The sequence below is a fragment of the Microbacterium sp. Z11_20 genome (assembly GCF_057197605.1).
Map to the genome: position 1 here is coordinate 82626 of NZ_JBXVOQ010000006.1, position 23445 is coordinate 106070.

The 23445-nt window shown below is 72.2% G+C and carries 17 protein-coding genes; 9 read left to right on the forward strand and 8 right to left on the reverse strand.

Annotated elements, in window-relative coordinates:
* Genes AC2DFQ_RS14760 through AC2DFQ_RS14770 form a run of 3 tightly spaced genes read left to right on the forward strand, consistent with a single transcriptional unit; the run spans window position 1 to window position 1516 of the window.
* Window positions 1–327 carry a lycopene cyclase domain-containing protein gene (locus tag AC2DFQ_RS14760; protein ID WP_484534415.1) on the forward strand — a complete coding sequence of 109 codons (327 nt, stop codon included), beginning with the start codon at window positions 1–3 and terminating at the stop codon, window positions 325–327.
* Entirely contained in the window at window positions 324–629 is a 306-nt protein-coding gene (locus AC2DFQ_RS14765; RefSeq protein WP_484534416.1) for a lycopene cyclase domain-containing protein, read from the forward strand. The genes AC2DFQ_RS14760 and AC2DFQ_RS14765 overlap by 4 nt, the downstream gene beginning before the upstream one ends.
* On the forward strand, window positions 626–1516 hold the full coding sequence (locus AC2DFQ_RS14770; protein WP_484534417.1) for a prenyltransferase: 891 nt from the start codon (window positions 626–628) through the stop codon (window positions 1514–1516). Before AC2DFQ_RS14765 ends, AC2DFQ_RS14770 begins: the two co-directional genes overlap by 4 nt.
* Before the next feature lie 63 nt (window positions 1517–1579).
* On the opposite strand, the gene AC2DFQ_RS14775 is transcribed toward AC2DFQ_RS14770, so the two are convergent.
* Window positions 1580–4492 (reverse strand): UPF0182 family membrane protein, encoded by a 2913-nt coding sequence (locus tag AC2DFQ_RS14775; protein WP_484534418.1) that lies wholly within the window; start codon window positions 4490–4492, stop codon window positions 1580–1582.
* Between the two features lie 58 nt (window positions 4493–4550).
* Complete coding sequence (locus AC2DFQ_RS14780; RefSeq protein WP_484534419.1) at window positions 4551–5675, reverse strand: YlbL family protein; 1125 nt, start codon at window positions 5673–5675, stop codon at window positions 4551–4553.
* Between the two features lie 126 nt (window positions 5676–5801).
* On the opposite strand from AC2DFQ_RS14780, the gene AC2DFQ_RS14785 reads away from it, so the two are divergent.
* Window positions 5802–7193, forward strand: a complete 1392-nt coding sequence (locus tag AC2DFQ_RS14785; protein ID WP_484534420.1) for a zinc-dependent metalloprotease — start codon at window positions 5802–5804, stop codon at window positions 7191–7193.
* Window positions 7194–7948: 755 nt separating this feature from the next.
* Here AC2DFQ_RS14785 and AC2DFQ_RS14790 read toward each other — a convergent pair.
* Window positions 7949–9700, reverse strand: a complete 1752-nt coding sequence (locus AC2DFQ_RS14790; RefSeq protein WP_484534421.1) for an ATP-dependent helicase — start codon at window positions 9698–9700, stop codon at window positions 7949–7951.
* The gene (nudC, locus tag AC2DFQ_RS14795; RefSeq protein WP_484534422.1) at window positions 9697–10602 is read right to left on the reverse strand and encodes an NAD(+) diphosphatase; all 906 of its coding nucleotides are present in this window, start codon (window positions 10600–10602) and stop codon (window positions 9697–9699) included. Before nudC ends, AC2DFQ_RS14790 begins: the two co-directional genes overlap by 4 nt.
* Window positions 10603–10665: 63 nt before the next feature.
* On the opposite strand from nudC, the gene AC2DFQ_RS14800 reads away from it, so the two are divergent.
* Window positions 10666–12015, forward strand: coding sequence for a protein kinase family protein (locus AC2DFQ_RS14800; RefSeq protein ID WP_484508881.1), 1350 nt, complete (start codon window positions 10666–10668; stop codon window positions 12013–12015).
* Here the strand turns inward: AC2DFQ_RS14800 and AC2DFQ_RS14805 are convergent.
* Both AC2DFQ_RS14805 and AC2DFQ_RS14810 read right to left on the reverse strand, forming a co-directional pair.
* A complete protein-coding gene (locus AC2DFQ_RS14805) occupies window positions 11999–15277 on the reverse strand; it encodes an ATP-dependent DNA helicase (RefSeq protein WP_484534423.1) in 3279 nt (1092 codons plus the stop codon). The two genes, AC2DFQ_RS14800 and AC2DFQ_RS14805, sit on opposite strands and share 17 nt — an antisense overlap.
* Window positions 15274–18396 (reverse strand): ATP-dependent helicase, encoded by a 3123-nt coding sequence (locus AC2DFQ_RS14810; protein WP_484534424.1) that lies wholly within the window; start codon window positions 18394–18396, stop codon window positions 15274–15276. Before AC2DFQ_RS14810 ends, AC2DFQ_RS14805 begins: the two co-directional genes overlap by 4 nt.
* Window positions 18397–18524: 128 nt before the next feature.
* Between AC2DFQ_RS14810 and AC2DFQ_RS14815 the strand changes: the two genes are divergently transcribed.
* Both AC2DFQ_RS14815 and AC2DFQ_RS14820 read left to right on the forward strand, forming a co-directional pair.
* The gene (locus AC2DFQ_RS14815) at window positions 18525–18749 is read left to right on the forward strand and encodes a DUF3107 domain-containing protein (protein ID WP_484508878.1); all 225 of its coding nucleotides are present in this window, start codon (window positions 18525–18527) and stop codon (window positions 18747–18749) included.
* A 4-nt stretch (window positions 18750–18753) separates the two neighbouring features.
* Window positions 18754–19044: a hypothetical protein gene (locus AC2DFQ_RS14820; protein ID WP_484534425.1), complete on the forward strand. Its 291-nt coding sequence runs from the start codon at window positions 18754–18756 to the stop codon at window positions 19042–19044.
* Window positions 19045–19072: 28 nt separating this feature from the next.
* Here AC2DFQ_RS14820 and AC2DFQ_RS14825 read toward each other — a convergent pair whose 3' ends face one another.
* Window positions 19073–19789 carry a ferritin-like fold-containing protein gene (locus AC2DFQ_RS14825; RefSeq protein ID WP_484508876.1) on the reverse strand — a complete coding sequence of 239 codons (717 nt, stop codon included), beginning with the start codon at window positions 19787–19789 and terminating at the stop codon, window positions 19073–19075.
* A gap of 150 nt (window positions 19790–19939) precedes the next feature.
* Between AC2DFQ_RS14825 and AC2DFQ_RS14830 the strand changes: the two genes are divergently transcribed.
* Window positions 19940–21400: a DEAD/DEAH box helicase gene (locus tag AC2DFQ_RS14830; protein WP_484508875.1), complete on the forward strand. Its 1461-nt coding sequence runs from the start codon at window positions 19940–19942 to the stop codon at window positions 21398–21400.
* Between the two features lie 53 nt (window positions 21401–21453).
* Here AC2DFQ_RS14830 and AC2DFQ_RS14835 read toward each other — a convergent pair whose 3' ends face one another.
* Window positions 21454–22317 carry a PHP domain-containing protein gene (locus AC2DFQ_RS14835; RefSeq protein WP_484534426.1) on the reverse strand — a complete coding sequence of 288 codons (864 nt, stop codon included), beginning with the start codon at window positions 22315–22317 and terminating at the stop codon, window positions 21454–21456.
* Between the two features lie 83 nt (window positions 22318–22400).
* On the opposite strand from AC2DFQ_RS14835, the gene AC2DFQ_RS14840 reads away from it, so the two are divergent.
* Window positions 22401–23432, forward strand: a complete 1032-nt coding sequence (locus AC2DFQ_RS14840; RefSeq protein ID WP_484534427.1) for an endonuclease/exonuclease/phosphatase family protein — start codon at window positions 22401–22403, stop codon at window positions 23430–23432.
* The last annotated feature ends 13 nt before the right edge of the window (window positions 23433–23445 follow it).

A 23445-nucleotide genomic window follows, 5' to 3' on the forward strand; every position in this document is an offset into this window, starting at 1 on the left:
GTGCCGGGCCTCTACCTGCTCGCCATCCTGATCTCCGCGGCCGGGATGATCGTCCTGGACATCCGGCTGCGCCTGATCGGGCCGCGTGCGCCGTGGGCGACGCTGGGTGCGGTGGCGGTGGGAACGGCGTTCTTCCTGGCGTGGGATGCGGCGGGGATCCTCACCGGGGTGTTCGTCAAGGGCGGAAGCCCGCTCCTCCTGGGCGTCGACCTCGCGCCCCACCTGCCGCTGGAGGAGCCGGTGTTCCTGGCGTTCCTGTGCTACCTCGCCCTCGTGTCGTGGGCGGGGGCGGACCGTCTGCTCACCCGCCGGGGGGCGCGGGCATGACGTATCCGCTCCTGATCGTGCCCTTCCTCGTGGTCACCGCGATGGTGACGGCGCTGTCGGCCCTCCGCCCGCGGTTCGGTGCGCGGATGCGATCCTCCGCCGCTGCGGCGCTCGTGCTCATGGCCCTGACTGCGGTGTTCGACAACGTCATGATCGCCCTGGACCTGTTCACCTACCCGCCCGAGCACCTGTCCGGCCTGCGCATCGGTCTCGCCCCGCTGGAGGACTTCGCCTATCCGCTGTGCGCCGCCTTCGGCGTGCCGGCCGTCTTCGCGCTGCTGCAGACCACGGAGCCCTCGTGAGCGCCCCGCCGCTGCGGCCCGCCGGCGTCGTGCGCGACCTCCTGGTCTCCTCCCGCCCGGTGAGCTGGATCAACACGGCGTACCCGTTCGCTGCGGCGTACCTCCTGACCGCGCAGCGGATCGACCTCCCTCTCGTCATCGGCACGGTGTTCTTCCTCGTGCCCTACAACCTCGCGATGTACGGCATCAATGACGTCTTCGACTACGAGTCGGATCTGCGCAATCCGCGGAAGGGTGGCACGCACGGCGCGGTCCTTGACCGCCGGATGCATCGAGTCACGCTGTGGTCCGCGGCCCTGGGGTGCGTCCCGTTCATCGTCGCGCTGGTGATCCTCGGCGGTCCGCTCTCGTGGCTCGTCCTCGCCGCGAGCCTGTTCTTCGTCGTGTTCTACTCCGCGCCGCCTCTGCGGCTGAAGGAGCGGCCCTTCGCCGACTCGGTGACCAGCAGCATCCACTTCTTCTCCCCCGCGGTCTACGGGCTCGTCCTGGCCGGTGCGACCTGGACGTGGCAGCTCGTCGTGATCATCGTGGCCTTCGGGCTGTGGGGCGTCGCCTCGCACGCCTTCGGGGCCGTGCAGGATGTCGCCGCCGATCGCGCCGCGGACATCTCGTCGATCGCGACCGCCCGCGGGGCACGGTGGACGGTGCGCTTCGCACTCCTCTGCTATGCGCTGGCGGGGCTCGTCATGCTGGCCACGGCATGGCCCGGACCCCTGGCCGCGGCGCTCGTGCTGCCCTACCTGGCCGTCGTGTGGCCCTATCGATCGGTCACCGACGCGACCGCCGATCGGGCGACGGCCGGCTGGAGCCGGTTCCTGTGGATCAACCAGGTCGCCGGCTTCGGCGCGACCCTTCTGCTGATCTGGTGGGCGCTGATTCGACCCTGAGACCCCCGCGCGGTGTCCCACTTCTGCAGGTTCTGACGGCTCAGATCCTGCAGAAGCGGGACATCACTCGCCGCTCTGGGCCTCTTCGAGCGCGAGGAGCCGCTCGACGGCTGCGGTGAGGCGGGCGTCCGCTTCACCGAAGGCCGCGAAGTCGCCGGCCTGCAGGGCCGCCTGGCGTTCGGTGAGGGCGGTTCGCGCCTCTTCGAGCGCTGCCTGGTACTCGTCCGCGGGGACCGTGGGGGTCTCCGGTTGTTCGGTACCCTCGCCCGGGTCGGTGGGAGCCTGATCCGGCTCGTCCGGGATCACCTCGCCGTCGCCGGTGTCGGCACCGGAGTCGCCGCCGAACAGCTCGTCCAGCGCCTCGTTCAGGGTCTCTTCGAAGGCGATCTGCTCTCCGAAGGCGACCAGGACGCGACGCAGCTGCGGCAGCTGCGTGCCGCTGGAGGACTGCACGAAGACCGGCTGCACGTACAGGAGTCCGCCGCCGACCGGGAGGGTCAGCAGGTTGCCGGGAAGCACCTGCGACTGGCCCTGCTGCAGGATGTTGATCTGCGAGGAGACGGCCGTGTCGGAGTTGAACGTGTTCTGCACCTGCCCGGGGCCGGGGATGGTCGTGGCGGAGTCGATCACGAGCATGCGCAGCTTGCCGTAATCCTCGCCCTTGGTGCCCTCCTCGGATCCGGCATCGGAGTCCACCGCGAGATACCCGGTGAGCACGTTGCGGCTGCTCCCCTGCGACGAGGGGATGAAGGTCGTGAACATCGAGTACGTCGGTGCCTCCTGACCCGGCATCTGCATCGTCAGGTAGTACGGCGGCTGCAGGCGGCTGTCATCCTGTGGGTCGTCCGGCGTCGCCCACGCGTTGTCGCGCTGGATGAAGGACCGCGCGTCGTCGACGTGGTAGACCCCGAGCATCGACCGCTGCACCTTGAACAGGTCGGTGGGGTAGCGCACGTGGCTGATCAAGTCGGCCGACATCTCGCTGTAGGGCTCGAGGGCGGTGGGGTAGACGTTCTGCCACGCCTGCAGCACCGGGTCCTCGTCATCCCACGCGTAGAGCGTCACGCTGCCGTCGTAGGCGTCGACGGTGGCCTTGACCGAGTTGCGGATGTAATTGATGTCGTCCAGCGCGTAGCGGGGCGCGGGGTTGTTCGTGTCGGCGATGGCCGAGGACAGGCTCACGCCGGACGAGTACGGGAAGTTCGCGCTCGTGGTGTAGGCGTCGATGACCCACTGGATGCGCCCGTCGACGACGGTGGGATACGGGTCGCTGTCCAGCGTGAGGTACGGCGCCACCTTCCGGATGCGTTCGCTCGGGTCGCGGTCGTAGAGGATCTGCGAGTCCTCGTTGACGGCGTCGGAGAAGAGGATCTGCTCCGACTGGAACTTCAGCGCGTAGATGAGGCGGTTGAACACGTTCCCCACGCTCGGGCCGCCGTCGCCGGTGAAGGTGGTGCGGGTGTCGGAGCCGCCGTCGCTGCCGATCGGATAGTCGAGCTCGATCGGCTCTGTCCCCTCCGGCGCGCCGACGATGGAGTACTCCGGTGAGTACTCGCCGAAGTACACGCGCGGCTCGAAGTCGGTCTCGGAGAGGAAGCCCGTGGACGGGATGGCCTGCTCGAGGAAGACCGGGTCGCCGTCCGGCGTGCGCTCGTTGCCGGCTGCGGCCACCATGCCATAGCCGTGCGTGTACACCAGCGAGGTGTTCTGCCATGTGCCGGCGTCGGAGAGCTGGTCCATGTTGAGTTCGCGCACCGCGACGATGGTGTCCTGCGACTGGCCGTCGATCTGGTACCGGTCCACGTCCAGCACGTCGGGGAACTGGTAGTAGGCGCGGTACTGCTCCAGCTGGCGGACGGTGGGGCCGATGATGGCCGGGTCCATGATGCGGATCTGCGCCGTGGTCGCCGCATCCGCGCGCAACTGCCCCGCCGCGACGTCGGTCTCGGCGGTGAAGTCCTGCTTCTCGAGATCGTCGATCCCGTACGCCTCTTTGGTCATGTCGATGTTGCGCTGGAAGTACTCGCTCTCCAGCTGCAGCGTGTTCGGGCGCACCTGGAACGTGGTGACCACCCACGGATATCCGACGCCGAGCACGAGGGAGGACACCACCAGCAGCGCCGTCGCGATGAGGGGGTAGCGCCAGCGGCCGATCACGGCGGTGACGAAGAAGAGGATCGCCACCAGAACGGCGATGATCGCGAGGATCGTCTGGCCGGGGATGGTGGCGTTGACGCCGGTGTAGCCGGGTCCGGTGATGCGGTCCCCCGCCTCGACCAGCGTGCGGTAGCGGTCCAGGTAGAGGCTCGCGCCCTGCACGAGGACGTAGAGACCGGCGAGGACGGCCAACTGGATGCGTGCCGCCTTGGAGATGCGCAACTCCCGCTGGCCCACCCGCACGGAGCCGTACAGGTACGCCACGAGGGCGGTGAGCAGCAGGCAGATCAGGAGGACGGCCGACGCGAAGCCCAGCACCGCTCCGTAGAACGGCATCGCGAACAGGTAGAAGCCGGTGTCGAGGCCGAACTGGGGATCGGTCTGGTCGGTGGCGACGCCGTTGAACCACAACCACGTGGTCTCCCACTGGGCGGACGCGGCGAACCCGGCGAAGAAGCCGAAGAAGATCGGGATGCCCCACATCGCCAGACGGCGGAGCGGCTCGACGACCTCCTGGTAGCGGTCCAGCTGCGAGCTCAGCCGCGCGTAGACGGGGCGCAGCCGGTACGCCAGCTGGATGGCGCCCCACACCGGCACCGCCATGGCGAGGAAGCCCACCACGAACATCACGACGCGCGCGATCCACTGGGTCGTGAGCACCTCGGTGAAACCGAGCTGACGGAACCACATCCAGTCGGCGTAGAGGCTCGCGAACACGAAGAAGCCCACGACCAGCGCGGCGATCACAGCGAGGGTGATCGCGATGACACGTCGGGAGCGGTTGGGCGTGGCCGGCTTCGGAGGAGAGGTCGTGGTCACCCTCCCATCTTAGGCGGCACCGTCCAGGGGAACGCCCTGGATGCCGCGAACCGGGCCCTCAGCCGGCGGTGCAGGTGGGGAGAGCCTCGACATCGCCGTCGGTGCGGATCGCCTCGAGGACGGCGAGGGCGTCGTCGAGCTCGTCGACGGAGAACACCTGAAGCCCCTCGGGGACGTGTCCGACCACTTCGTCGCAGTTCGCCGAGGGCGCGAGGAAGTACTCGGCGCCGGCGTCGCGGGCACCGAACAGCTTCTGACGGATGCCGCCGATGGGCCCCACCTCGCCGGCCGCGTCGATGGTGCCGGTTCCGGCGATCTGCTGCGCGCCGGTGAGATCGCCCGGGGTGAGCACGTCGATGATCCCGAGGGCGAACATCATGCCGGCACTCGGACCCCCCACGTCGTCGAGCTGGATGGTGACCTCGAACGGGAAGTCGTACACGGCGGTGAGCCGAACGCCCACGAGCCACGTCGTCTCGCCCTCGGCCTCGGTCTCGCGCGGCGTCACCGAGACCTCGCGCTCGGCTCCGTCGCGCTCGATCAGGAGCGTCACCGGCGCGCCGCGGCCGGCCACGACGGCGTCGCGCACCTGCTGGGCGTCCGAGACCTCATCGCCGCCGGCGCCGAGGACGACGTCGCCCGGTTCGAGGAGGCCTTCGGCGGCGGAGTCGTCGGTGAGGGAATGGATCGCGATCTCCGCCGTGACGTCGTAACCGAGCTCGCTCATCGCCGCCGCGGTCGCCTCCTGCTGCGAGTCGACCATGAGCGCGGCGTTCTCCTCGTTGCGCTGCACGGTGCTCTGCCCCGGCGGAAAGACCCGGTCCAGCGGAATCACCGCGCGGGAGGGGTCGAACCAGGCCACCGCCAGCTCGAACCAGGATGGCCGGCGTTCGGGGTTCCCGACCACCTGCACCGTGAGGAGGTCCAGCGCCCCCTCGGGCGGGTAGGTCTCGGCGTCCTCCACGGAGATGAGCGGCACCTCCTCGCCGTCGGCGTCGGTCACCGTCCCAAGGGTGTTGTACACCGGACCCGGCTGCTGGATCACGTAGGCGGTGGGCAGGAAGGTGAGGAGCAGCAGTGCGACGAGGGCGATGCACAGCGCCCAGAGCCCCGTGATCGCGCTGCGGCTCCAGCGGCGGCGAGGCGCGGGCACGATGGTTGTGTTCTCGTCGAACAGCGCCACGAGAGGCCTTTCTTCGCTGGTCGTTCGCGACCGGCGTAAGAGACCAGAGGGTCAGCCGGGGAGTGCGAGTAGTGCGTACGACTAGCGTAGATCGCCAGAACAAAACCCGGCTGAAAGGCGGCTGAAGTGGCGGACGAGGACCGGAGCCCCGAAGAGGAGTTCCAGGAGCTTCTGCGTCGCCTGCTCTCGGGAGAGGGCGGCGCGATGGATGCGGAGCAGCTGTCGCGGCTGTCGGGCATGCCCATCGACCCCGCGACGATGCAGACCATGATGCGCCACCTGCAGGGCGCGTTCGCCTCCGGCGACGACGGCATCTCGTGGGAGCTGGCCAAGCGCCAGGCGCTGCACATCGCCAATCAGGACGACCGCGGCATCACCGCCGGCCAGCGCACCGACGTGGATGCGGCGCTGGGACTGGCCGCCCTGTGGCTGAGCGAGGCGACGACGATCTCCGACCTCGCCGCCCCGCCGCGCGCGATCACGCGCGGGGCCTGGGTGGAGGCCACCCTTCCCGTGTGGCAGGAACTGGCGGAGCCGGTGGCCACCTCCATCGCGGATGCGCTCACCAACGCGCTGGGCGCGCAGGCGCCGGAAGACATGCAGGATCTCATCGCCGGCGCCGGGCGTCTCATGCGCAGCGTCGGGGGGTCGCTGTTCGCCACCCAGCTCGGTCATGTCGTCGGCCGCCTGTCCACCGAGGTGGTCAGCGGCGGAGACGTGGGCATCCCGGTCATGCCCGCCGGCGACGCGGCCATCGTGCCGCAGAACTTCGCCGACTTCGGTCGCGATCTGGAGATCCCCGACGACCAGCTCGCGCTCTATCTCGCCACCCGCGAGCTCGCCCACGCACGCCTGTTCCGGCATGCCCGGTGGCTGCACCTCCAGGTCATCTCGCAGGTGCGCGAGTTCGCCTCCGGCATCCACGTCGACACCGACGCCCTGGAGCAGCTGGCCGAGCGCTTCGACCCCTCGGAGCCGGAAGAACTCCGCCGTGCGCTGGAGAGCGGCGCGCTCCTGCCGCCGCGGTCCGAGGAGCAGACGGCCGCCCTCAGCAGGCTGGAGAACCTCCTGGCCACGATCGAGGGGTGGGTGGACGTCGTCACGGCCGACGCCACGACGCGCCTGCCCTCGGCCGAGCGCATCGCCGAGGCCGTCCGCCGTCGGCGCGCGGTGGGAGGCCCCGCCGAGCAGGCGCTGAGCTCCCTGGTGGGGCTGGAGTTGCGGCCACGGCGGATGCGCGAAGCCGCCGCCCTGTGGCGGGCCGTCACCGAGGCGGTGGGGGTGGCCGGTCGCGACGCACTGTGGGACTACCCCGACCTCATTCCGACCGCCGAGGACATCGACGATCCCGCGGGCCTCGTGGCCCGCCTGTCGGCGCAGGCGCGCGGCGAGGCGCCGCAGAACGACGCGATCGACGACGCTCTCGCTCGGCTTCTGGCCGAGGAGAGCGGCGACGGGGAACCCGCCCCCGGGTCCGACCCGGACGACACCGCGCCGGATGGCCCGCGACAGGTCTGACCGCTCCTCCCCACCACCGGGAATCGCTCCGCGCCGGCGCCGGGTGTGGACAGGCCCCCCGGCCGTCCACCCGGCGGAGCACAATCGGGCCATGCTGCGTTTGAATCCCGCTCACCCACCGCTGTGGCGCGACGCCACGACCCTCCAGTTCGGCGTGGAGGGCCTGGCCCGCCTGGAAGAGCCGCAGCCCTGGGAAGAGCATCTCCTCGCGGAGTTGGTGCGCGGCATCCCGGACAACGCGCTCGCCGGCCTGTTGAAGTCCCGCCGCATCCGCCGCGGGCAGGCCGACGCCTTCTTCGCCGAGCTCCAACCGGTGCTGCAGCGGACGCCCCCGGCGCCGCGGATCGTGCTGCAGACCGCGGATGCGGTCGACGCGGCGATCGCGGACCTCGTCGCGGCGGCACTGGAACGCACCGGCGCGCAGGTGCAGGTCGCCGCGTGGAACCCGTTCGTCTCGGCGGTCGCACCCCCGGGGTGGACCGTGGTGGTTCTGGCCGCGCACCTGGTGGAGCCGCGCCGCGCCGCGGCGCTCGTCTCCGGTGACGTGAGACACCTGCCGCTCGTGTTCGACGGCGCCGGCGCGACGGTGGGTCCGGTCATCGAGCCGGGGGTCACCGCCTGCCTCGCCTGCGATGCCGCCCATGCGCGCGACGTCGACCCGGCGTGGCCGCTCCTGGCCAGTCAGCTCGTCGGGCGGCGCTGCGAGGTCGATCCCGACCTGGCCGTGGAGGCGGCGCGGGTCGCGGTGCAGGTGATCACCGCGCCGACGACGACTCCCGCGCGGTCGGTACGCCTGCGCGCGGACGCCCCGAACCGCGTGTGGCGGGTGCATCCTCCGCACGAAGGATGCGGGTGCCGATCTCTTGCAGGAATCGCGACGGAGTGCGAGACATCCGCCCTCGACCCCGCGACCAGCTCAGGGACAGCGTTCGCCCGGCCCGCGTGATGCCGACATAGGCGAGCCGGCGTTCCTCGTCGATGTCCTCGAAGGTCGTGGCGTAGGAAATGGGCAGAAGCCCCTCGCTGAGCCCCACCAGGTGCACGTGGTCCCACTCCAGGCCCTTGGCCGCGTGAAGGGTCGCCAGAGTGACGGTGCGGGTGGCCGGCTCATGCTGATCCTTCGCCCGGCCCACCAGATCGTCGGTGAAGGCCCGCAGGCTCGTGCCCGCCGGCGCGTTCTCGGCCAGCAGCAGGAGGGCCGCGCGCGCCTCCCACGCGTCACGGAGGGCGCCGCCGGCCGGCGGCGGCTCCTCCGTCAAACCCAGGGAGCGCAGCACATCCCGTACGGTGGCGACGAAGTCCGTCTCGATCGGCGCGACGGAGGCTGCCCGCAGGGCGAGCACGGCCTGCCGGACCTCCGGCTGGTCGAAGAATCGTTTGCCCCCCAGCACGGTCGTGGCGACCCCCGCCGCCGCGAGGGCCGCGAGGTGAACGGCGGACTGCGCGTGCGAGCGGTACAGCACGGCGATGGCGGAGGGCTCGACGCCGCCGGAGATCGCCTCCGCGATGGATCGGGCGACGGCCGCGGCCTCCGCCTCGTCGTCATCGAATCCGCGGACGACCGGAACCGGGCTCGCGCCGGCCGGGCAAGCGGGGGCGAGCTGGAGAGCTCCCGGACGCCCGCGCATCAGCGCATTGGCGACCTCGAGGACCGGCGCCGCCGACCGGTAGTTCGTCTCCAGCCGGAACACCTGCGCGTCTTCGTGGGTGCGCGCGAAATCCAGCAGGTAGCGCGCATCGGCACCGGCGAAGGAATAGATCGTCTGACTGGGGTCGCCGACGACGCACAGGTCACGGCGGTCGCCGAGCCACACCTGAAGGAGCCGGTACTGCAGCGGCGAGACGTCCTGGAACTCGTCGACGGTGAAGTGGCGGTACTGCTCACGCACCTCCTGGGTGACGCGGGGCTCGGCCTCCAGCATCCCCGCGCACGCCAGCAGCACGTCTTCGAAGTCCATCTGGCGCCGCTCGTCCTTGAGCTTCTCGTAGGCGCGCTGCAGGTCGGCGACCTGCTGCAGGTCGAGGCGTCCGATGCCCGAGGGCCGGGCCTGGGCGAACGCGTCGACGCTGCGCATCGTGATCTTGCGCCACTCGATGGCGCTGGCCACGTCGCGCAGCGTCGGGGTGTCGGGGTGTAGCTTCAGCCCATCGGCGGCGTGGGCGAGCAGCTTGACCTTGTTGCTGACGAGTGAGGGCGCGGAGTCTCCCGTGAGGGACGGCCAGAAGTAGTTCAGCTGCGCCAGGGCCGCGGCATGGAACGTCCGGGCGGCCACTCCCCCGACTCCGAGGGAGCGCAGGCGCCCGCGCATCTCGCCGGCCGCCTTCGCGGTGAAGGTCACGGCCATGACGCGCCCGGGAGAGTACGCGCCCGTGTCCACGCCGTGGGCGATGCGGTGCGTGATGACCCGGGTCTTGCCGGTGCCGGCCCCCGCGAGGACGCAGACCGGACCGCGCAGCGCCGAGGCGGCCGCGCGCTGCTGCTCATCGAGGCCGTCGAGGGCGCTCATGAGGAGCCTTCGTACCACCCGCGGATGAGGCGGGAGGCGATCGAGGCCGAGCCGGGGAGCTGCAGGGCACCGCGGCCGGCCAGCGCCTCGCCGATCTCGGCGCGGGTGAACCACCGCACCGCGACGATCTCCTCGCCGTCGGCGAGCGCCACCTCCTCGGCGGCCGCGGCCGCGGTGAACCCGAGCATCAGCGAGCGCGGATAGGGCCAGCCCTGCGACCCGCGGTAGCGCAGGTCGCCGACCGTGACGCCGGCCTCCTCACGCACCTCGCGCACGACGGCGTCCTCGAGGGACTCCCCCGCCTCGGCGAATCCCGCGAAGCACGAGTAGCGGTCCGCTCCCCACAGGGCGTTGGAGCCGAGCAGCAGCACGTCGGGGTCGCCCTCGCGGGTGACGGCCACGATCACGGCCGGGTCGGTGCGGGGGAAGTGCTCGCGACCGCAGGCCGGGCAGTGCCGCGCCCAGCCGGCGTGACGCAGGAGCGTGCGCGATCCGCAGGCCGGACAGTACGGCGCGTCCACGAGCCAGCGCCCGAGCGCGACAGCCGTGACGAGCAGACCCGCGTCGTCGGCGGGGAGATCGCCGGCGATCGCGCGGAGGGCTCCCCACCCCCCGGGTGCGGCGACGGGGTCCTCCCGCTCGGGGGGGAAGGAGGCCGCGAGCACCGCGGCACCGTCCGGCCGGCGCCCGAGGAAGGCCCACACCGCATCTTCGGGCACGTCCGCGACCCGCGCGGGCGCCAGAGTCCCGTCCGGGGCCAGCGGGACGGCGTCACCGCGCACGACCAGCACGACGGTGTCCGGGTCGGCGAAAGCGCGCGCGAGGAGGTCCTCGGTCATGCGCTCGGTCGGGGATCGGTCCACCGGACCGATGCGAGCCGGAGGCGTGACGGGAACCGTCATCAAGAACCTCTCTCACAGGCGTGGCGCGGGGGCGGGGCGACGCGCCCGGCCTACCCTGGGCGCATGGCACGCTCACCTCTCACTCTAGCCGCGTCGGTGACGGCCGCTCTGCCCCGCATCGCCGTGGTGGGAACCGCTTCGCTCACCGAGGGGGGCGCCGGTCGCTTCGACGCCGCCCTCGTCCACCTGGAGGACGGCCGCGAGGCGGTCGTGCGGGTGCCCGTGAGCGAGGATTCCGCGGCCGAGCTTGCGGCCGAATCACGGGCGCTGGTCGCCCTCACCCCGGGCGTGCGCGCCCTGCTGCCCTTCCGCGCCCCCGAGGTTCTCGGGGAGACGGGGTCGGGGGCGTCGCGGGTGCTGGTCGTGGACTACCTCCCCGGCTACCGGGTCGAGCCGGCGCACCTGCCCAAGGGCCCGGGCATCGCCTCCGCGATCGGCGCGGCGCTCGCGGCGATCCACATGCTGCCGCCCTCGATCGTGCGCACCGACGGGCTCCCCGTGCGCACGCCCCAGCAGGTGCGCGACGACGTCTCCCGTCTTCTGGACCGGGTGGAATCCACCCGCCGCGCGCCGGATGTGCTGGTCGATCGCTGGCGCCGGGCCGTGGAGACCGACGAGCTGTGGCGCTTCGACTCCGCCGTGGTGCTCGGCGGGGCGACGTCGGCGACGTTCCTCCTCTCCGACGAGGGCGACGACGTCCGCGTGGTCGGCGCTCTCGAATGGAGCGGGCTGAGCGTCGGGGACCCCGCGACCGACCTGCGGTGGCTGGCCTCCGCTCCCGAGGCGTCCGACTCCGTGCTTGCCGGATATGCCGCCGATGCCGCCCGGGCACCCGATGCTCTGCTGCGCGAACGCGCGCGCCTGTACGCCGAGCTGGAGTTCGCCCGGTGGCTCGTGCACGGCGTGGACTCCGGCGACACCGTCGTGGTGGATGATGCGGTGGCGCTCCTGGATGCCCTCGCCGACGGCGTGCGCGGAGACCGGATCGTGCCCGACGGCCCGGTCGACCTGGATGCCGCGCTGGCGTTCGTCGAGCGCCTGCCCGAGCCGGCCGCCGCACCCGTGGACACGTCGATGCAGACCGACACCTACGATCCCGAGATGCTGTCGCTGTTCCTGGCCACCGAGCGCGACCGCGCCGACGGGAAGGCGGAGGCCCCCGACTTCGGGCTGGACGGGCTGCGGCCGCCGGAAGACACGGCGACGGCGCCCATCGACATCACGGGGTGGGCGCAGGATCGTTCCGCCGATCCGCGCGAGGCGCCCGCTGCGGCTCCGACCGATCACGAGCAGGATGACGAGCAGGACAGGGAGCAGGACGGCGAGCTGATCGACGAGGCCGACCGGGCATCCCGCGCGGCGCTGCGCTGGTGGGGCCGGGAGGACGACACCCGCCTCAGTTCCGGAGGATGAGTCCGTCCGCGACGTAGAACAACGCCACGTCGATCTGCTCACGTGCCACGCCGTGACGCTGCGCGTAGGCCTCGCGGTACAGCTCCAGCTGCAGCATCCGCTCGCTCCTCTCGCCCACCGTGGCCGGCGGACGACCGGTCTTCCAGTCGACGATCTCGATGCGCTCTCCCCGTCGGTACACCGCGTCGAGCTTGCAGATGACGATGTGCGGACGGCCGTCCAGGTCGCTCGCGACGTAGTCGATCTCCGTCTCCACCTCGAGCGGGCGGAGCGTCGCCCACTCTGACCGCTCGAAGTTGGCCTGCAGGCGTGCGAGGTCCGCGGCATCCGCGGGGGACGCATCCGGATGCTCGTCGTCGTCCCAGAGCGCGTCGTCCAGCCCCGTTCCCGTCCCGACCAGCCCCGAACGCTGCTCCACCCACGCGTGGAAGAGCGTGCCCAGGCGGGTCTGGCGGTAGGGACGCTCCGGCATAGGCCGATCGAGCGCCTCGACCGTTCCCGCGTAGTCGGCGACGAAGTCCTTGTACCGGGATGCGGGGATCCGCACCGGCGCCGCACGCTCGCGGGGGCTCAGCCGCGCTGCCCGCTCGGCCAGCAGCAGCTCGGTCTCCGCATCCGGGGCGGCCGGCGGGGCGGCACGCGCGCGCTCGACCTCGGCCGCCGCGGCGGCCACCGCCGGGCGGCGCGCGCCCAGGGGGTCCATCGGCCAGTGGAGGAGACGCCGCTCCCCGCCGTACGGGTTGTCGCCCGGGTCTTCCCGGGGGAGATCGATCTCGAGCGCGTCGACGACCTCGTCGAGGAACACGCTGCGGGTGCGCGGACGCTTGGTGCCCGCCCAGCTCGAACCGCTCAGCAGCAGGTGGTCCCGCGCGCGCGTGATCGCCACATAAGCCAGCCGCCGGTCTTCGGCGAGCTGGCGCGCGCGGTTGGCGGAGATGTAGTCGTCGATGGCCGCCTTGAGCTCCTGCTGGGTCGCCGCCGACCGCCACGCCAGCTGAGGAAGCCACCGCGCGTCGCCGCGGAACTCCGTGGGAAGCACCCCGAATCCCAGCCACCCGCCCGTGTCTCGGGGCAGGGACGGCAACTCGTCGGCGACCATCCGCACGACGGCGACGGCATCCCACTCCAGCCCCTTGGAGCCGTGGATGGTCAGCAGCTGCACGACGTCGTCTTCGGGCGGTTCGGTGCGGGGGGCGAACTCGTCGAGCTTCTCGGCATGGTCCAGCCACGCCAGCAGGCTCGACACCGAACCCGACTCGTCGGCGGCGAGAAACCCCGAGATCTCGTCCACGAACGCGCGCAGCTGCGCCGAGGCGATCCGGGCGGGCCCCCGGGACTCGTTCGCGGCCAGCTCGATGTCCAGACGCAGCTCCCCCTCGATGAGGCGGACCAGCTCGGGGATGGGAGCCCCGACGGCACGGCGGAGGCCCGCGAACACCGCACCGGCTTCCCGCAGGCGCGCCCGCGCTGCGGGCGTGAAGTCGGCGAGCCAGCGGTGCTCGTCGCTCTGCCGCGCGACGAAGTCGAGGGCGTCGACCAGCGACGCGCGGTCGGCGCCGGGAATGGCCCGCAATCGTTCGGTGACGGCCGGATCCAGCGGCTGCAGGGCGGCGTCGTGAGTGGCCAGGCGCCGGGCCAGCAGCGCCAGCCGGCGAAGATCGGCGAGTCCGATCGCCCAGCGCGGCCCCGACAGGAGACGCAGAAGCGCCGATCCGGCGTCGGGGTCGCTGAGCACGCGCAGTGCGGCGACCACGTCGACCACTTCCGGGGTGGTCAGAAGCCCCCCCAGCCCGAGGATGCGGTGCGGGATACCGCGCCGCCCGAGCGCGTCGCCGAAGCGCACCATGTGCTTCTTGCTGCGGAAGAGGATCGCACCGGTGGTCGCGGCCCCGCCGGCCGCGCGGGCGGCACGCACGCCCACGAACCACTCCGCCACGCGATCGGTTTCGGCATCCAGGTCACGGTCGAACAGCGTTGTGATCTCGCCCGCGGGAGCGCCGGGGCGCGCGCGCAGGGGGTCGACGCTCACCGCCGCGCCGCGGGCGAGCGGCTGCAGCACCGCGTTGGCGGCATCGAGCACCCGGGCGCTGTTGCGCCAGCTCGTCATCAGTGAGAATCGCTGACATCCGCCCTCCGGCGCGAAGGCGGCCGGGAACCCGGCGAGGTTGCCGGCGCTGGCTCCCCGCCACGCGTAGATGGCCTGGTGGGGGTCGCCCACCGCCATGACGCCGGTCCCGGCGAACAGGGCCGCCAGCAGGTCGGTCTGCACGACCGACGTGTCCTGGTACTCATCCAGCAGCACGACGCGGTAGCGGCCGCGCACCTCGTCGACGACGGCCGCGTGACCCCGCACGATCTGCAGGGCGCCGGCGACCTGGTCGGCGAAGTCCATGACCCCCAGCCGCGCCTTCTCGCGGTCGTAGTCGCGTGCCAGTCCCGCCAGCATCGCCAGAGCGCCGACCTTCCGCTCCGCCTCGGCGACCTTGCTGTACACCGTCACCTGGCGGGAGGTCGACGGGCGCGTCAGGACGTCGGCGAAGGCCTCCGGGAACGCAGCGAGCGCGTCGAGGTCGACGAGGTTGTCCACGCCGTCGCGCGCGATCCGCAACGCGGCGTCGATGATCGTGCGCGGGGCCTCGGGGCGCGCTTCCAACTGCGGGTCGTCGGAGGTGAACACGACCCGCCGCATCAGCAGCCAGGCGGCCGACTCCGACAGGATCGCCGACTCGCCGTCGCGGCCGATGCGCACGCCGTGCTCGCGCACGAGGGCATCGGCGAAGCTGTTGTAGGTGGCGACGGTCGGCCGGTGGAGCAGCTCGTCGCCGTCGCTTTCGGCCGGGACGGCACCGGAGCGGCGCGCGAGGTCGTCCAGGAGGGCTGCGCGCTCGGCGTCGGCTCGCGCGCCGGTGCCGAGCGATGCGAGCGGGTCGAGCTCCCCGGCGGCATGAAGGCCCGTCAGCTGAGGCAGGAGCCCGCGCCGCTCGAACTCGCTGAGGCGCTGCAGACGCAGGGCGATGCGTTCGGCCAGCTCCCCGGCGGCCTTGCGCGTGAAGGTGAGGCCGAGCACCTCGTCGCGGCGCACGATGCCGTTGGCCACCAGCCACACCACGCGGCCGGCCATCGTCTCGGTCTTGCCGCTGCCGGCACCGGCCACGACAAGCGCCGGTTGCAGCGGAGACTCGATGACGGCGGCCTGCTCCGCGGTGGGCGGGAACTGCCCCAGGGCGGCCGCGATGGTCGCGGCCGAGAGGACGGTGCTCACGACGCGCTCACCGCCGCGATCGTGTGGATGCGGCAGACCCCGTACGCGTACTCATCGCGGCAGTGCTCCTCGTAGGCCGCCGCGAAGGTCGTTCCCCGCATGACGGACACGGCCTCACCGACACGCGCGACGAACGCGGCCCGCTGGTCGTCGTCGAAGGGCGCCTGGGCCGGGGTGACGTAGTCCGCCGATGCCGCGGTGGGCCGGAGGACGAGCAGCTTGGCACCGCCGGAGGGCATCCCGGCGACACCGTCGATCGCGCCGGCCGCGTGGGCGAGCTGATACGCCGCCAGCTGCGGGTTGTCAGCGACCTTGGCGTCGCTCTGCGGTTCGTTCTTTCCGGTCTTCAGATCCACGATCACCACCGACCCGTCCGGCCCCACCTCGACGCGGTCGATATCGCCGCTGAGCACAGCGCCGTGAGCGGCGGTCTCCTCGATCGGGATCGGCACCTCGAAGTGCCTCTCGGCCCCGAGCAGGCGCCCGCCGGACGCCTCGAAGCGTGACAGGTACAGCGCCAGCCGGCGCACCAGATCCCGGGCCCGCGTGCGCTCGGCGCGTTCGCGCCATGCGGCTTCGAACTCCAGTTCACCCCATCGCGCTTCCACGGCCGCCCACAGCGCCTCCTCGTCCGAGGACCCCGCGGTCTCCAGGGCGGCATGCAGCACCGTCCCGATGCCCGCCGTCATGCCCTGACGGTCGCCGCCGAGGTCGGCGATCACCCAGTCCAGCTGGCATTCCTCCAGCGCGTGCAGCCGCGACGGCGACACGCGGACGGGTTCGGAGTCGAGGTCGCGCAACGGTGCGGTCGAGGTCGGCGGCAGCATCCCGTACCACGACGCGGGGTCCGCCCCGGCGACACCCGCCGCGGCGAGCACCGCCAGCTGGCCGGCCGCCGCCCGGCGCTGCGGGGGCGTGGTGCGGGCGCTCGTGAGGGCGCGCCGGTGCTGGGCCACGAGGCCGCGCAGCGACAGCGGATGCTCGGCGAGCGCACCGGCCGGCTCAGGGGCGGGCAGCATCTCGAAGAACACGCTCGGGCCCTGGTCGTCGTCATCGACGGCGGTCACCACCAGCCGTGCGTTCGCGCGGGACACCGCCCGCGCGAACAGCCGCAGCTCGTCGTGCATCGCCTGACGCCGGCGGTCGAGGATCCCCGCGGCGGGCGCGTCCGGCCGCAGCACGGCATCGGCGAGCCGCCAGGTCTCCAGGAGTCCGCCGCGCACGCGCGTGTTCGGCCAGATGCCGTCCTGCACGCCCGCGACGATGACCGTGTCGAACGATCGGGCCGCGGCGGCGGCGGGGGTCAGGATGTGGACGGCGTCGGCCCGCTCCACGTCGTCCAGGCGGTCTTCGGCGACGTCGCTGTCGCGGACGGCCCGGATGAAGGTGGCCGCCGGCTCGCCCGGCTGACGCTCACCGAATCGCTTCGCCGCCTGGAACAGCGCCACGAGTGCGTCGAGGTCGCGATGGGCCTGGTCCGCGATCGCTCCGCTCCCCCGGGCCGCCTCCCGCCACGCCCGCTGGAGGCCGCTGCGCTCCCATACGGTCCACAGCAGCTCGTGGGCCGTGGCGCGCTCCTCCGCCTGGGCGCGCACCGCCGCGAGGGTGAGAGCGAAGCGTGCCGCCCGCCGGGCCTCGCGCGTGTCCAGGGCCTCGAACTCGAGAGGATGACGCACGCCCGACGCGAGCAGGTCGGCCGCCGTCCGCTCGCCGCCGGAGGCCAGTTCGGCCGAGCGGAGCAGCATGCGCAGCCTCCGCAGCTCGATCGGGTCGAGCCCCCCGAACACGCCGAGCAGGGCGTCGGCCACCTGGGGCGGAGTCCACGCCTCGGGATCCTGGACGGCGAGTTCCACCACGGCGAGCAGGTCGCGCACGGGCCGCTGCATGCCCAGGGGACGGCCGGGGCCGCTCGCCCGCGCCGGGACGTCGCGGGCGGCCAGCTCGGTCTCGATGGCCGCCACCTGCCGGGAGTCGTGGGCGATCACGGCGCATCCGCGCCATGGCACCCCGTCCAGCACATGCCGCTCCCGCAGGATCCGGGCGACGGCATCCAGTTCCTCGGCCGGTGAACGCAGGAGATACGCGCGCACCGAGCCGTCCGCGCCGGCCCCACCCGGCGGCCGGCGGTGCGCCACGACACCGGCCGCGCCGATCCGCGACGTCACCGATCGGACCAGGTCGATCTGCGGCGGGGTCCCGCGATGAGGCGTGCCCAGCACCTCCACCGTGCCCAGCACCTGCGCCAGCCGCGCGAAGTTCTCCGGCGTGGCTCCGCGGAACGCTCCGGACCCCACATCCGGGTCGCCCCACGCGACCACCCCGATCCCGCGCTGCCGGCACGCCTCGAGCAGTTCGACGCCCCCGGCGGTCAGCTCCTGGGCGTCATCCACCAGGATGCAGCGAAGCCCCGCGAACCGCCCCAGCGTCGCCGCCGGCGCGAAGCGCACGATCCCGATCGCCTCGCGGACGAGGCCGGCGGCGTCCCGGTACGCCCCGCGCATGTCCGAGCGCACCCGTTCGTACTCGCGGGCGAAGGACGCCAGTGCACGCCAGACCGGAACGCCCCGGCGCTCCGCGAGCGCCTCGAGGTCGTCGGGGCCGATGCCCAGCGTCGTGCACTCGGCGAGGAAGGCCCGCACGTCGCTGCGGAACCCCCTGGTCGCTCGGATGCCGGGGCCGAGGTCCTCCGGCCAGCGTCGCAGGCCCGACACCTCGTCCTCGGCATCACCGGCGAGGAGATCCTGGATGATCTGGTCTTCGTCGCGACCGGTGAGCAACTGCGGCGGTTCACCGCCGGTGTGCACCTCCGCGCCGCGGACGAGGTGGTAGGCGAACGAGGCCACCGAGCGGGCGATCGGGCCGGCGGTGGCCCGTCCCACCGCGAGCCCCAGCGGGTCGCGCAACGCGGTGGCGCCGGGCCGCGTGGGGGTGAGGACGAGCAGATCGTCCGGGTCGACCCCGTCGGCCACGAGCGCACGCACCCGGGCGACGAGCGACGCGGTCTTGCCCGATCCCGGCGCGCCGACCACGACGGCCGAGGCATCGGCGGGCAGACCCGCCGCGGCACTCTGCGCGTCGTCGAGGGCTGCGTCCGCGACGAACGTCTCCCCCGGAACCATGCCGGCAACGCTACCGGCGGTTTCCGACATCGTTCGCCCAGAGCGTTGCGCCCGCGGGCGGGCAGGCCAAGCCGCTGTCGTAGAGTTTTCGATGGTGCCGGATCGACCCCGGCAGGAAGGCAGTCCCCGTGGAGATCCGCATCGGAATCGCGAACACCGGCCGAGAGCTCACCTTCGAGACCTCGGAGTCGTCGGAAGCCGTCAAGAAGGCGGTGGCCGATGCGCTGGATTCCTCGGCCACGCACGTGACCTTCACCGACAGCAAGGGCAACGCCTACATCGTCCCCACCTCGGGCCTCGCCTTCGTCGAGGTCGGCACGGAGGACACCCGCCGCGTCGGCTTCGTGGCCTGAGCACGTGCAGATCGTCCTCGGCATCCTGATCGCCGCCGTCGTCGGGATCGCCGTGCACTACGCCCTGCCGCAGAAGGCCACCCGGGGGGCGGCGCTGGCACCGCTCCTGGCCGCAGCCGTCGGGGCCGTCGCCTGGACGACGCTGACCTGGATCGGCCTCGGCCCGGACAACGCGCTCCTGTGGCTGGCGGCGGTCGCGCTCCCCGCCGTCGTCACGGTGCCGGTGATCGCCTGGCTCGGTGCATCGCGCGTGCGGGCGGATGCCGCCACGCGCGAGCGGCTCCGCCTCCGCTGATCCGGCGGACAACCGCGCCGCTACCGCGTCAGGCCGCGAGACCCATCGCATCCATCCGACGGGCGTGGCCGGCCATGAGCGCCGTGAACACCGGTTCGACCTTGGCCTCGCCGGCCGCGTCCAGGGCGCGCGTGCGCAGTGCCGCTCGGGCAACCAGCAGCGTGTCGCCCACCAGCCGCCGGCCCCACAGTGCCAGGAGTGACGTCCACTCCGAGTCGCTCGCGATCGTCTGCTGCGTGATCTCCACGATCGCCTGGCGGTCATCGTCAGCGCGGAGGATGCGGGCCACCCGACGCCCGGTGTCGCCGTAGCTCGCCGACAGCGCGAGGTAGAAGTCATCCAGCATCCCCGCGGTGATGTGCACCGACAGCATGGTCTCCTGGGCGCGGACGCCGTGGGTGGCCCGGCGGAAGGCGTCCAGCTGTTCCCGGAAGGGCAGCATGAGTGCGGTCGGCTCGTCGCCGCGCTCGCGGATGAGGGCGACCAGCTCCTCGTGCTTGCGCAGCGCTGCGCCCGCGGCGCGGGAGAGCGACTCCTTCTGGGCGAGCTCGGGGGTGGAGGCGATCAGCTCGCTGAGCGTCTCGAAGAATCCCAGCTGCAGGTACGCGGCCTGCCCGAGGTACGTGTCGACGTCGGGCGCGAGCTCTTCGAAATCGACACGCGTGGCATCGCCCACGTCGCCGCGCGAGCGCAGTGTCAGGGCGCGCCCTTCGGGCCGACGACGGCGACGGAACCACTCGAACACGGGGTACAGCCTAGGCGCGACCGAGGTCGGCGCGCGGGACCGGTATCCTGGAACAGCCCCGGCATCGGATCGGGGCCCCGCGCCTGTGGCTGAGTGAAGGGCGTGGACCTTCGACACCAAGGCGGATCCTCCGCCGGACAGGCATCTATCGTGACGACCTTCGCCGAGCTCGGCGTGGACCAGGACATCGTCGACGCTCTCGCGTCGAAGGGCATCATCGATGCCTTCCCGATCCAGGAGCAGACCATCCCCCTCGGCCTTCCCGGCCAGGACATCATCGGACAGGCCAAGACCGGTACCGGCAAGACCTTCGGCTTCGGCATCCCCGTCGTCCAGCGGCTGGGCCTCGACCCCGAGCACGGGGTGCAGGCGCTCATCGTCGTCCCCACGCGTGAGCTCGCGGTGCAGGTGTACGAAGACATCGACATGCTCACGCAGAACCGCTCCACCAGCGTCGTGGCCATCTACGGCGGCAAGGCCTACGAGGGCCAGATCGAGCAGCTGAAGGCCGGCGCGCAGATCGTCGTGGGTACCCCGGGCCGGCTCATCGACCTCTCCAACCAGCGTCTGCTCGACCTCTCCCACGCGCGCGAGGTGGTCCTCGACGAGGCCGACAAGATGCTCGACCTCGGCTTCCTCCCCGACATCGAGAAGATCTTCACGAAGCTTCCCGCCATCCGCCACACGCAGTTGTTCTCCGCGACGATGCCGGGTCCGATCGTGACCCTCGCCCGCCGCTTCATGACCAACCCGATCCACATCCGCGCCAACGACCCCGATGAGGGCCTCACGCAGGCCAACATCGAGCACCTGGTCTACCGCGCGCATTCGCTGGACAAGGACGAGATCATCGCCCGCATCCTGCAGGCCGAGGGGCGCGGCAAGACGGTCATCTTCACGCGCACCAAGCGTGCAGCGCAGAAGCTCGTCGACGAGCTCGGCGACCGCGGGTTCAATGCCGCCGCCGTCCACGGCGACATGAGCCAGGAGGCGCGCGAGCGCTCGATGGCGGCGTTCAAGGCCGGGAAGCGCGACGTGCTGATCGCCACCGACGTCGCCGCGCGCGGCATCGACGTCGATGACGTCACCCACGTCATCAACCACACGATCCCCGACGACGAGAAGGCCTACCTGCACCGGGCGGGCCGCACCGGCCGCGCCGGCAAGACCGGAATCGCCGTCACCTTCGTCGACTGGGACGACCTGCACAAGTGGGCACTGATCAACCGCGCCCTCGAGTTCGGTCAGCCCGAGCCCGTCGAGACGTACTCGTCGAGCCCGCACCTGTACTCCGCCCTCGGCATCCCCGAGGGCACGAAGGGCCGCCTGGTGACGGCGCCCAGGGCATCGACGGAGAAGAAGGCCCCGGTCGAGCGGAGATCCGCCGACAAGCCCGCAGCCGATGACTCGGCGGATGCGACGCGTCGCCGTCGTCGGCGCCGGACCGAGGACGCTGCCCCCCAGGACGCCGCGGTCGAGCCCGCCGCGCGGACGCAGGGCGAGGGCACGCACGACGGCAGCGGCACGGAGCACCACGACGGCAACTCCGCGCCTCGCCGGCGTCGGCGTCGCCGCGGTGGCGCACGGACCGACGGCGCCCCCGCGGCCTGACTCGCCCCGCCGCCTGACTCGCCCCGCGGCCTGACCGCGGGGCGGGTCGGCCGCTACGGGTAGACCGGTGAAGTGCCGGTGCCGGCGGCGAGGATGCGGGCCACCATGTCGTCGGACGTGGTGTTCTCCCCCGGCCGGTTCGGCTTGCCCAGGCCGTGGTAGTCGCTGGATCCCGTGAGGATCAGGTCCCGTTCGGCGGCGATCCGCCGGATGGTGCGCTTGCCCGACTCCAGGTTCTCCCGGTGGCCCAGCTCGAACCCGGCGAGGCCCGCGCGGAGCATCTCGTCCAGGAGCCCCAGGGGAAGCAGTCCCGCCCGTCCGGCGGGATGCGCGATGATCGGGACGCCGCCGGCGCCGACGATGAGCTGCACCGCGGTCACCGGGTCGGGCGCGTACAGCGCGATGTAGTAGTCACCGCCGGGGCTGAGGATGCCGTCGAAGGCCTCCGCGCGGTCGCGCACCAGCCCGCGGGCGACGAGCGCGTCGGCGATGTGCGGGCGTCCCACCGTGGCGCCGTCGGTGGTCTGCTCCACGATGTCGTCCCACCCGAGGTCGTAGTCGCGGGAGATGCGCTCGGCCATGAGGCGCGCGCGATCCAGGCGCGACGAACGGATGCGGTCGGTCATCGCGCGCAGCTCTACCTCGTCGGGATCGACGAGGTAGGCCAGCAGGTGGACGCTGCGCCACTGATGCCGTGCCGACAGCTCCATCCCGGGGACGAAGGTCATGCCCAGCGATGTCGCGGCGTCCGCGGCCTCGGCCCATCCCGATGTCGTGTCGTGGTCGGTGAGGGCGGCCGTTCGCAGGCCGTGCCGGTGGGCGGCGGCCATGACCAGCGCCGGCGCCTCGGTGCCGTCGGAGTGGGTCGAGTGCAGGTGCAGGTCGCTCGGGCCTTCGAAGCGTCGGGGCGTCTGCACTCTCCGAGCGTATCGCGGCAGTTACCGCCGCCCCGGGTGTCGCGTCCGCCGATCTCCCAGTGAGCTGCTCTAGAGTCGCGGACGTGCGCCGTCTCCTCGGATTCCTCGTGGCGGGGCTCTGCATCCTCGCGGCGGCGGTGCTCACCTGGCCTCAGCTGTTCCAGGTGGAGCGCACATTCCCCATCGCGCAGATGATCGCCTTCCGCGGGCCGATCGCCGCCGGGTTCGCCGTTCTCGGGGGGCTGGCCCTGCTGCTGGCGCTCATCCGGCCCCTCCGCGCCCTCGCGCTGTCGCTCGCGCTCATCGCCCTCGTCGCCGGTGCGGCCAACGGCGCGATCCTGTTCTCGCGGGGCCTCGGCAGCGACACCCTGCCGGAGAAGACCGAGACGAGCGTCCGCGTCCTCACGTGGAACACGGCCGGATCGGCCACCACGGCCGACACGATCGCCCAGATCGCGGTGGCCATGCAGGCCGACATCGTGACGCTTCCGGAGACGACGATCGAGACGGGCGAGCAGGTCGCGATCGCCATGCGGGACCTCGGCTCGCCCATGTGGGCCCATCACGCGGCGTACGGCGAGTACGGCGTCGACGGATGGGATGCGACCTCCACGACCCTCCTGATCGCCCCCGCTCTGGGGGATTACGCCGTCATCGAGTCGTCGCAGGACGGGTCGAGCAACACCTCGACGGTGCCGAGCGCCGTGGCCATGCCGGTCGACGGCGAAGGCCCGACCGTCGTGGCCGCGCACGCCGTCGCGCCTCGGCGGGAGTACATGACCGCGTGGCGCCACGACCTGCAGTGGCTGGCCGATCAGTGCGCCACGGCGAACGTCATCCTTGCCGGCGACTTCAACGCGACGCTGGATCACATGTCCGGGCTGGGAGTGGACGGCGGGGCACTCGGGCGCTGCCGCGATGTCGCCGCCGACACCGGCAACGGCGCGCTGGGCACGTGGTCCACGGCGGTACCCGCACTGCTGGGAGCCCCGATCGATCACGTCCTGGTGTCTCCGGAGTGGACGGCCAGCGGGTCGGTCGTGCTGAAATCCCTCGACGGCTCCGGCAGCGACCACCGCCCGCTCGTCGTGCAGCTGGAGCCATCCGGGCGGTGAGCCGCCCTCCCGG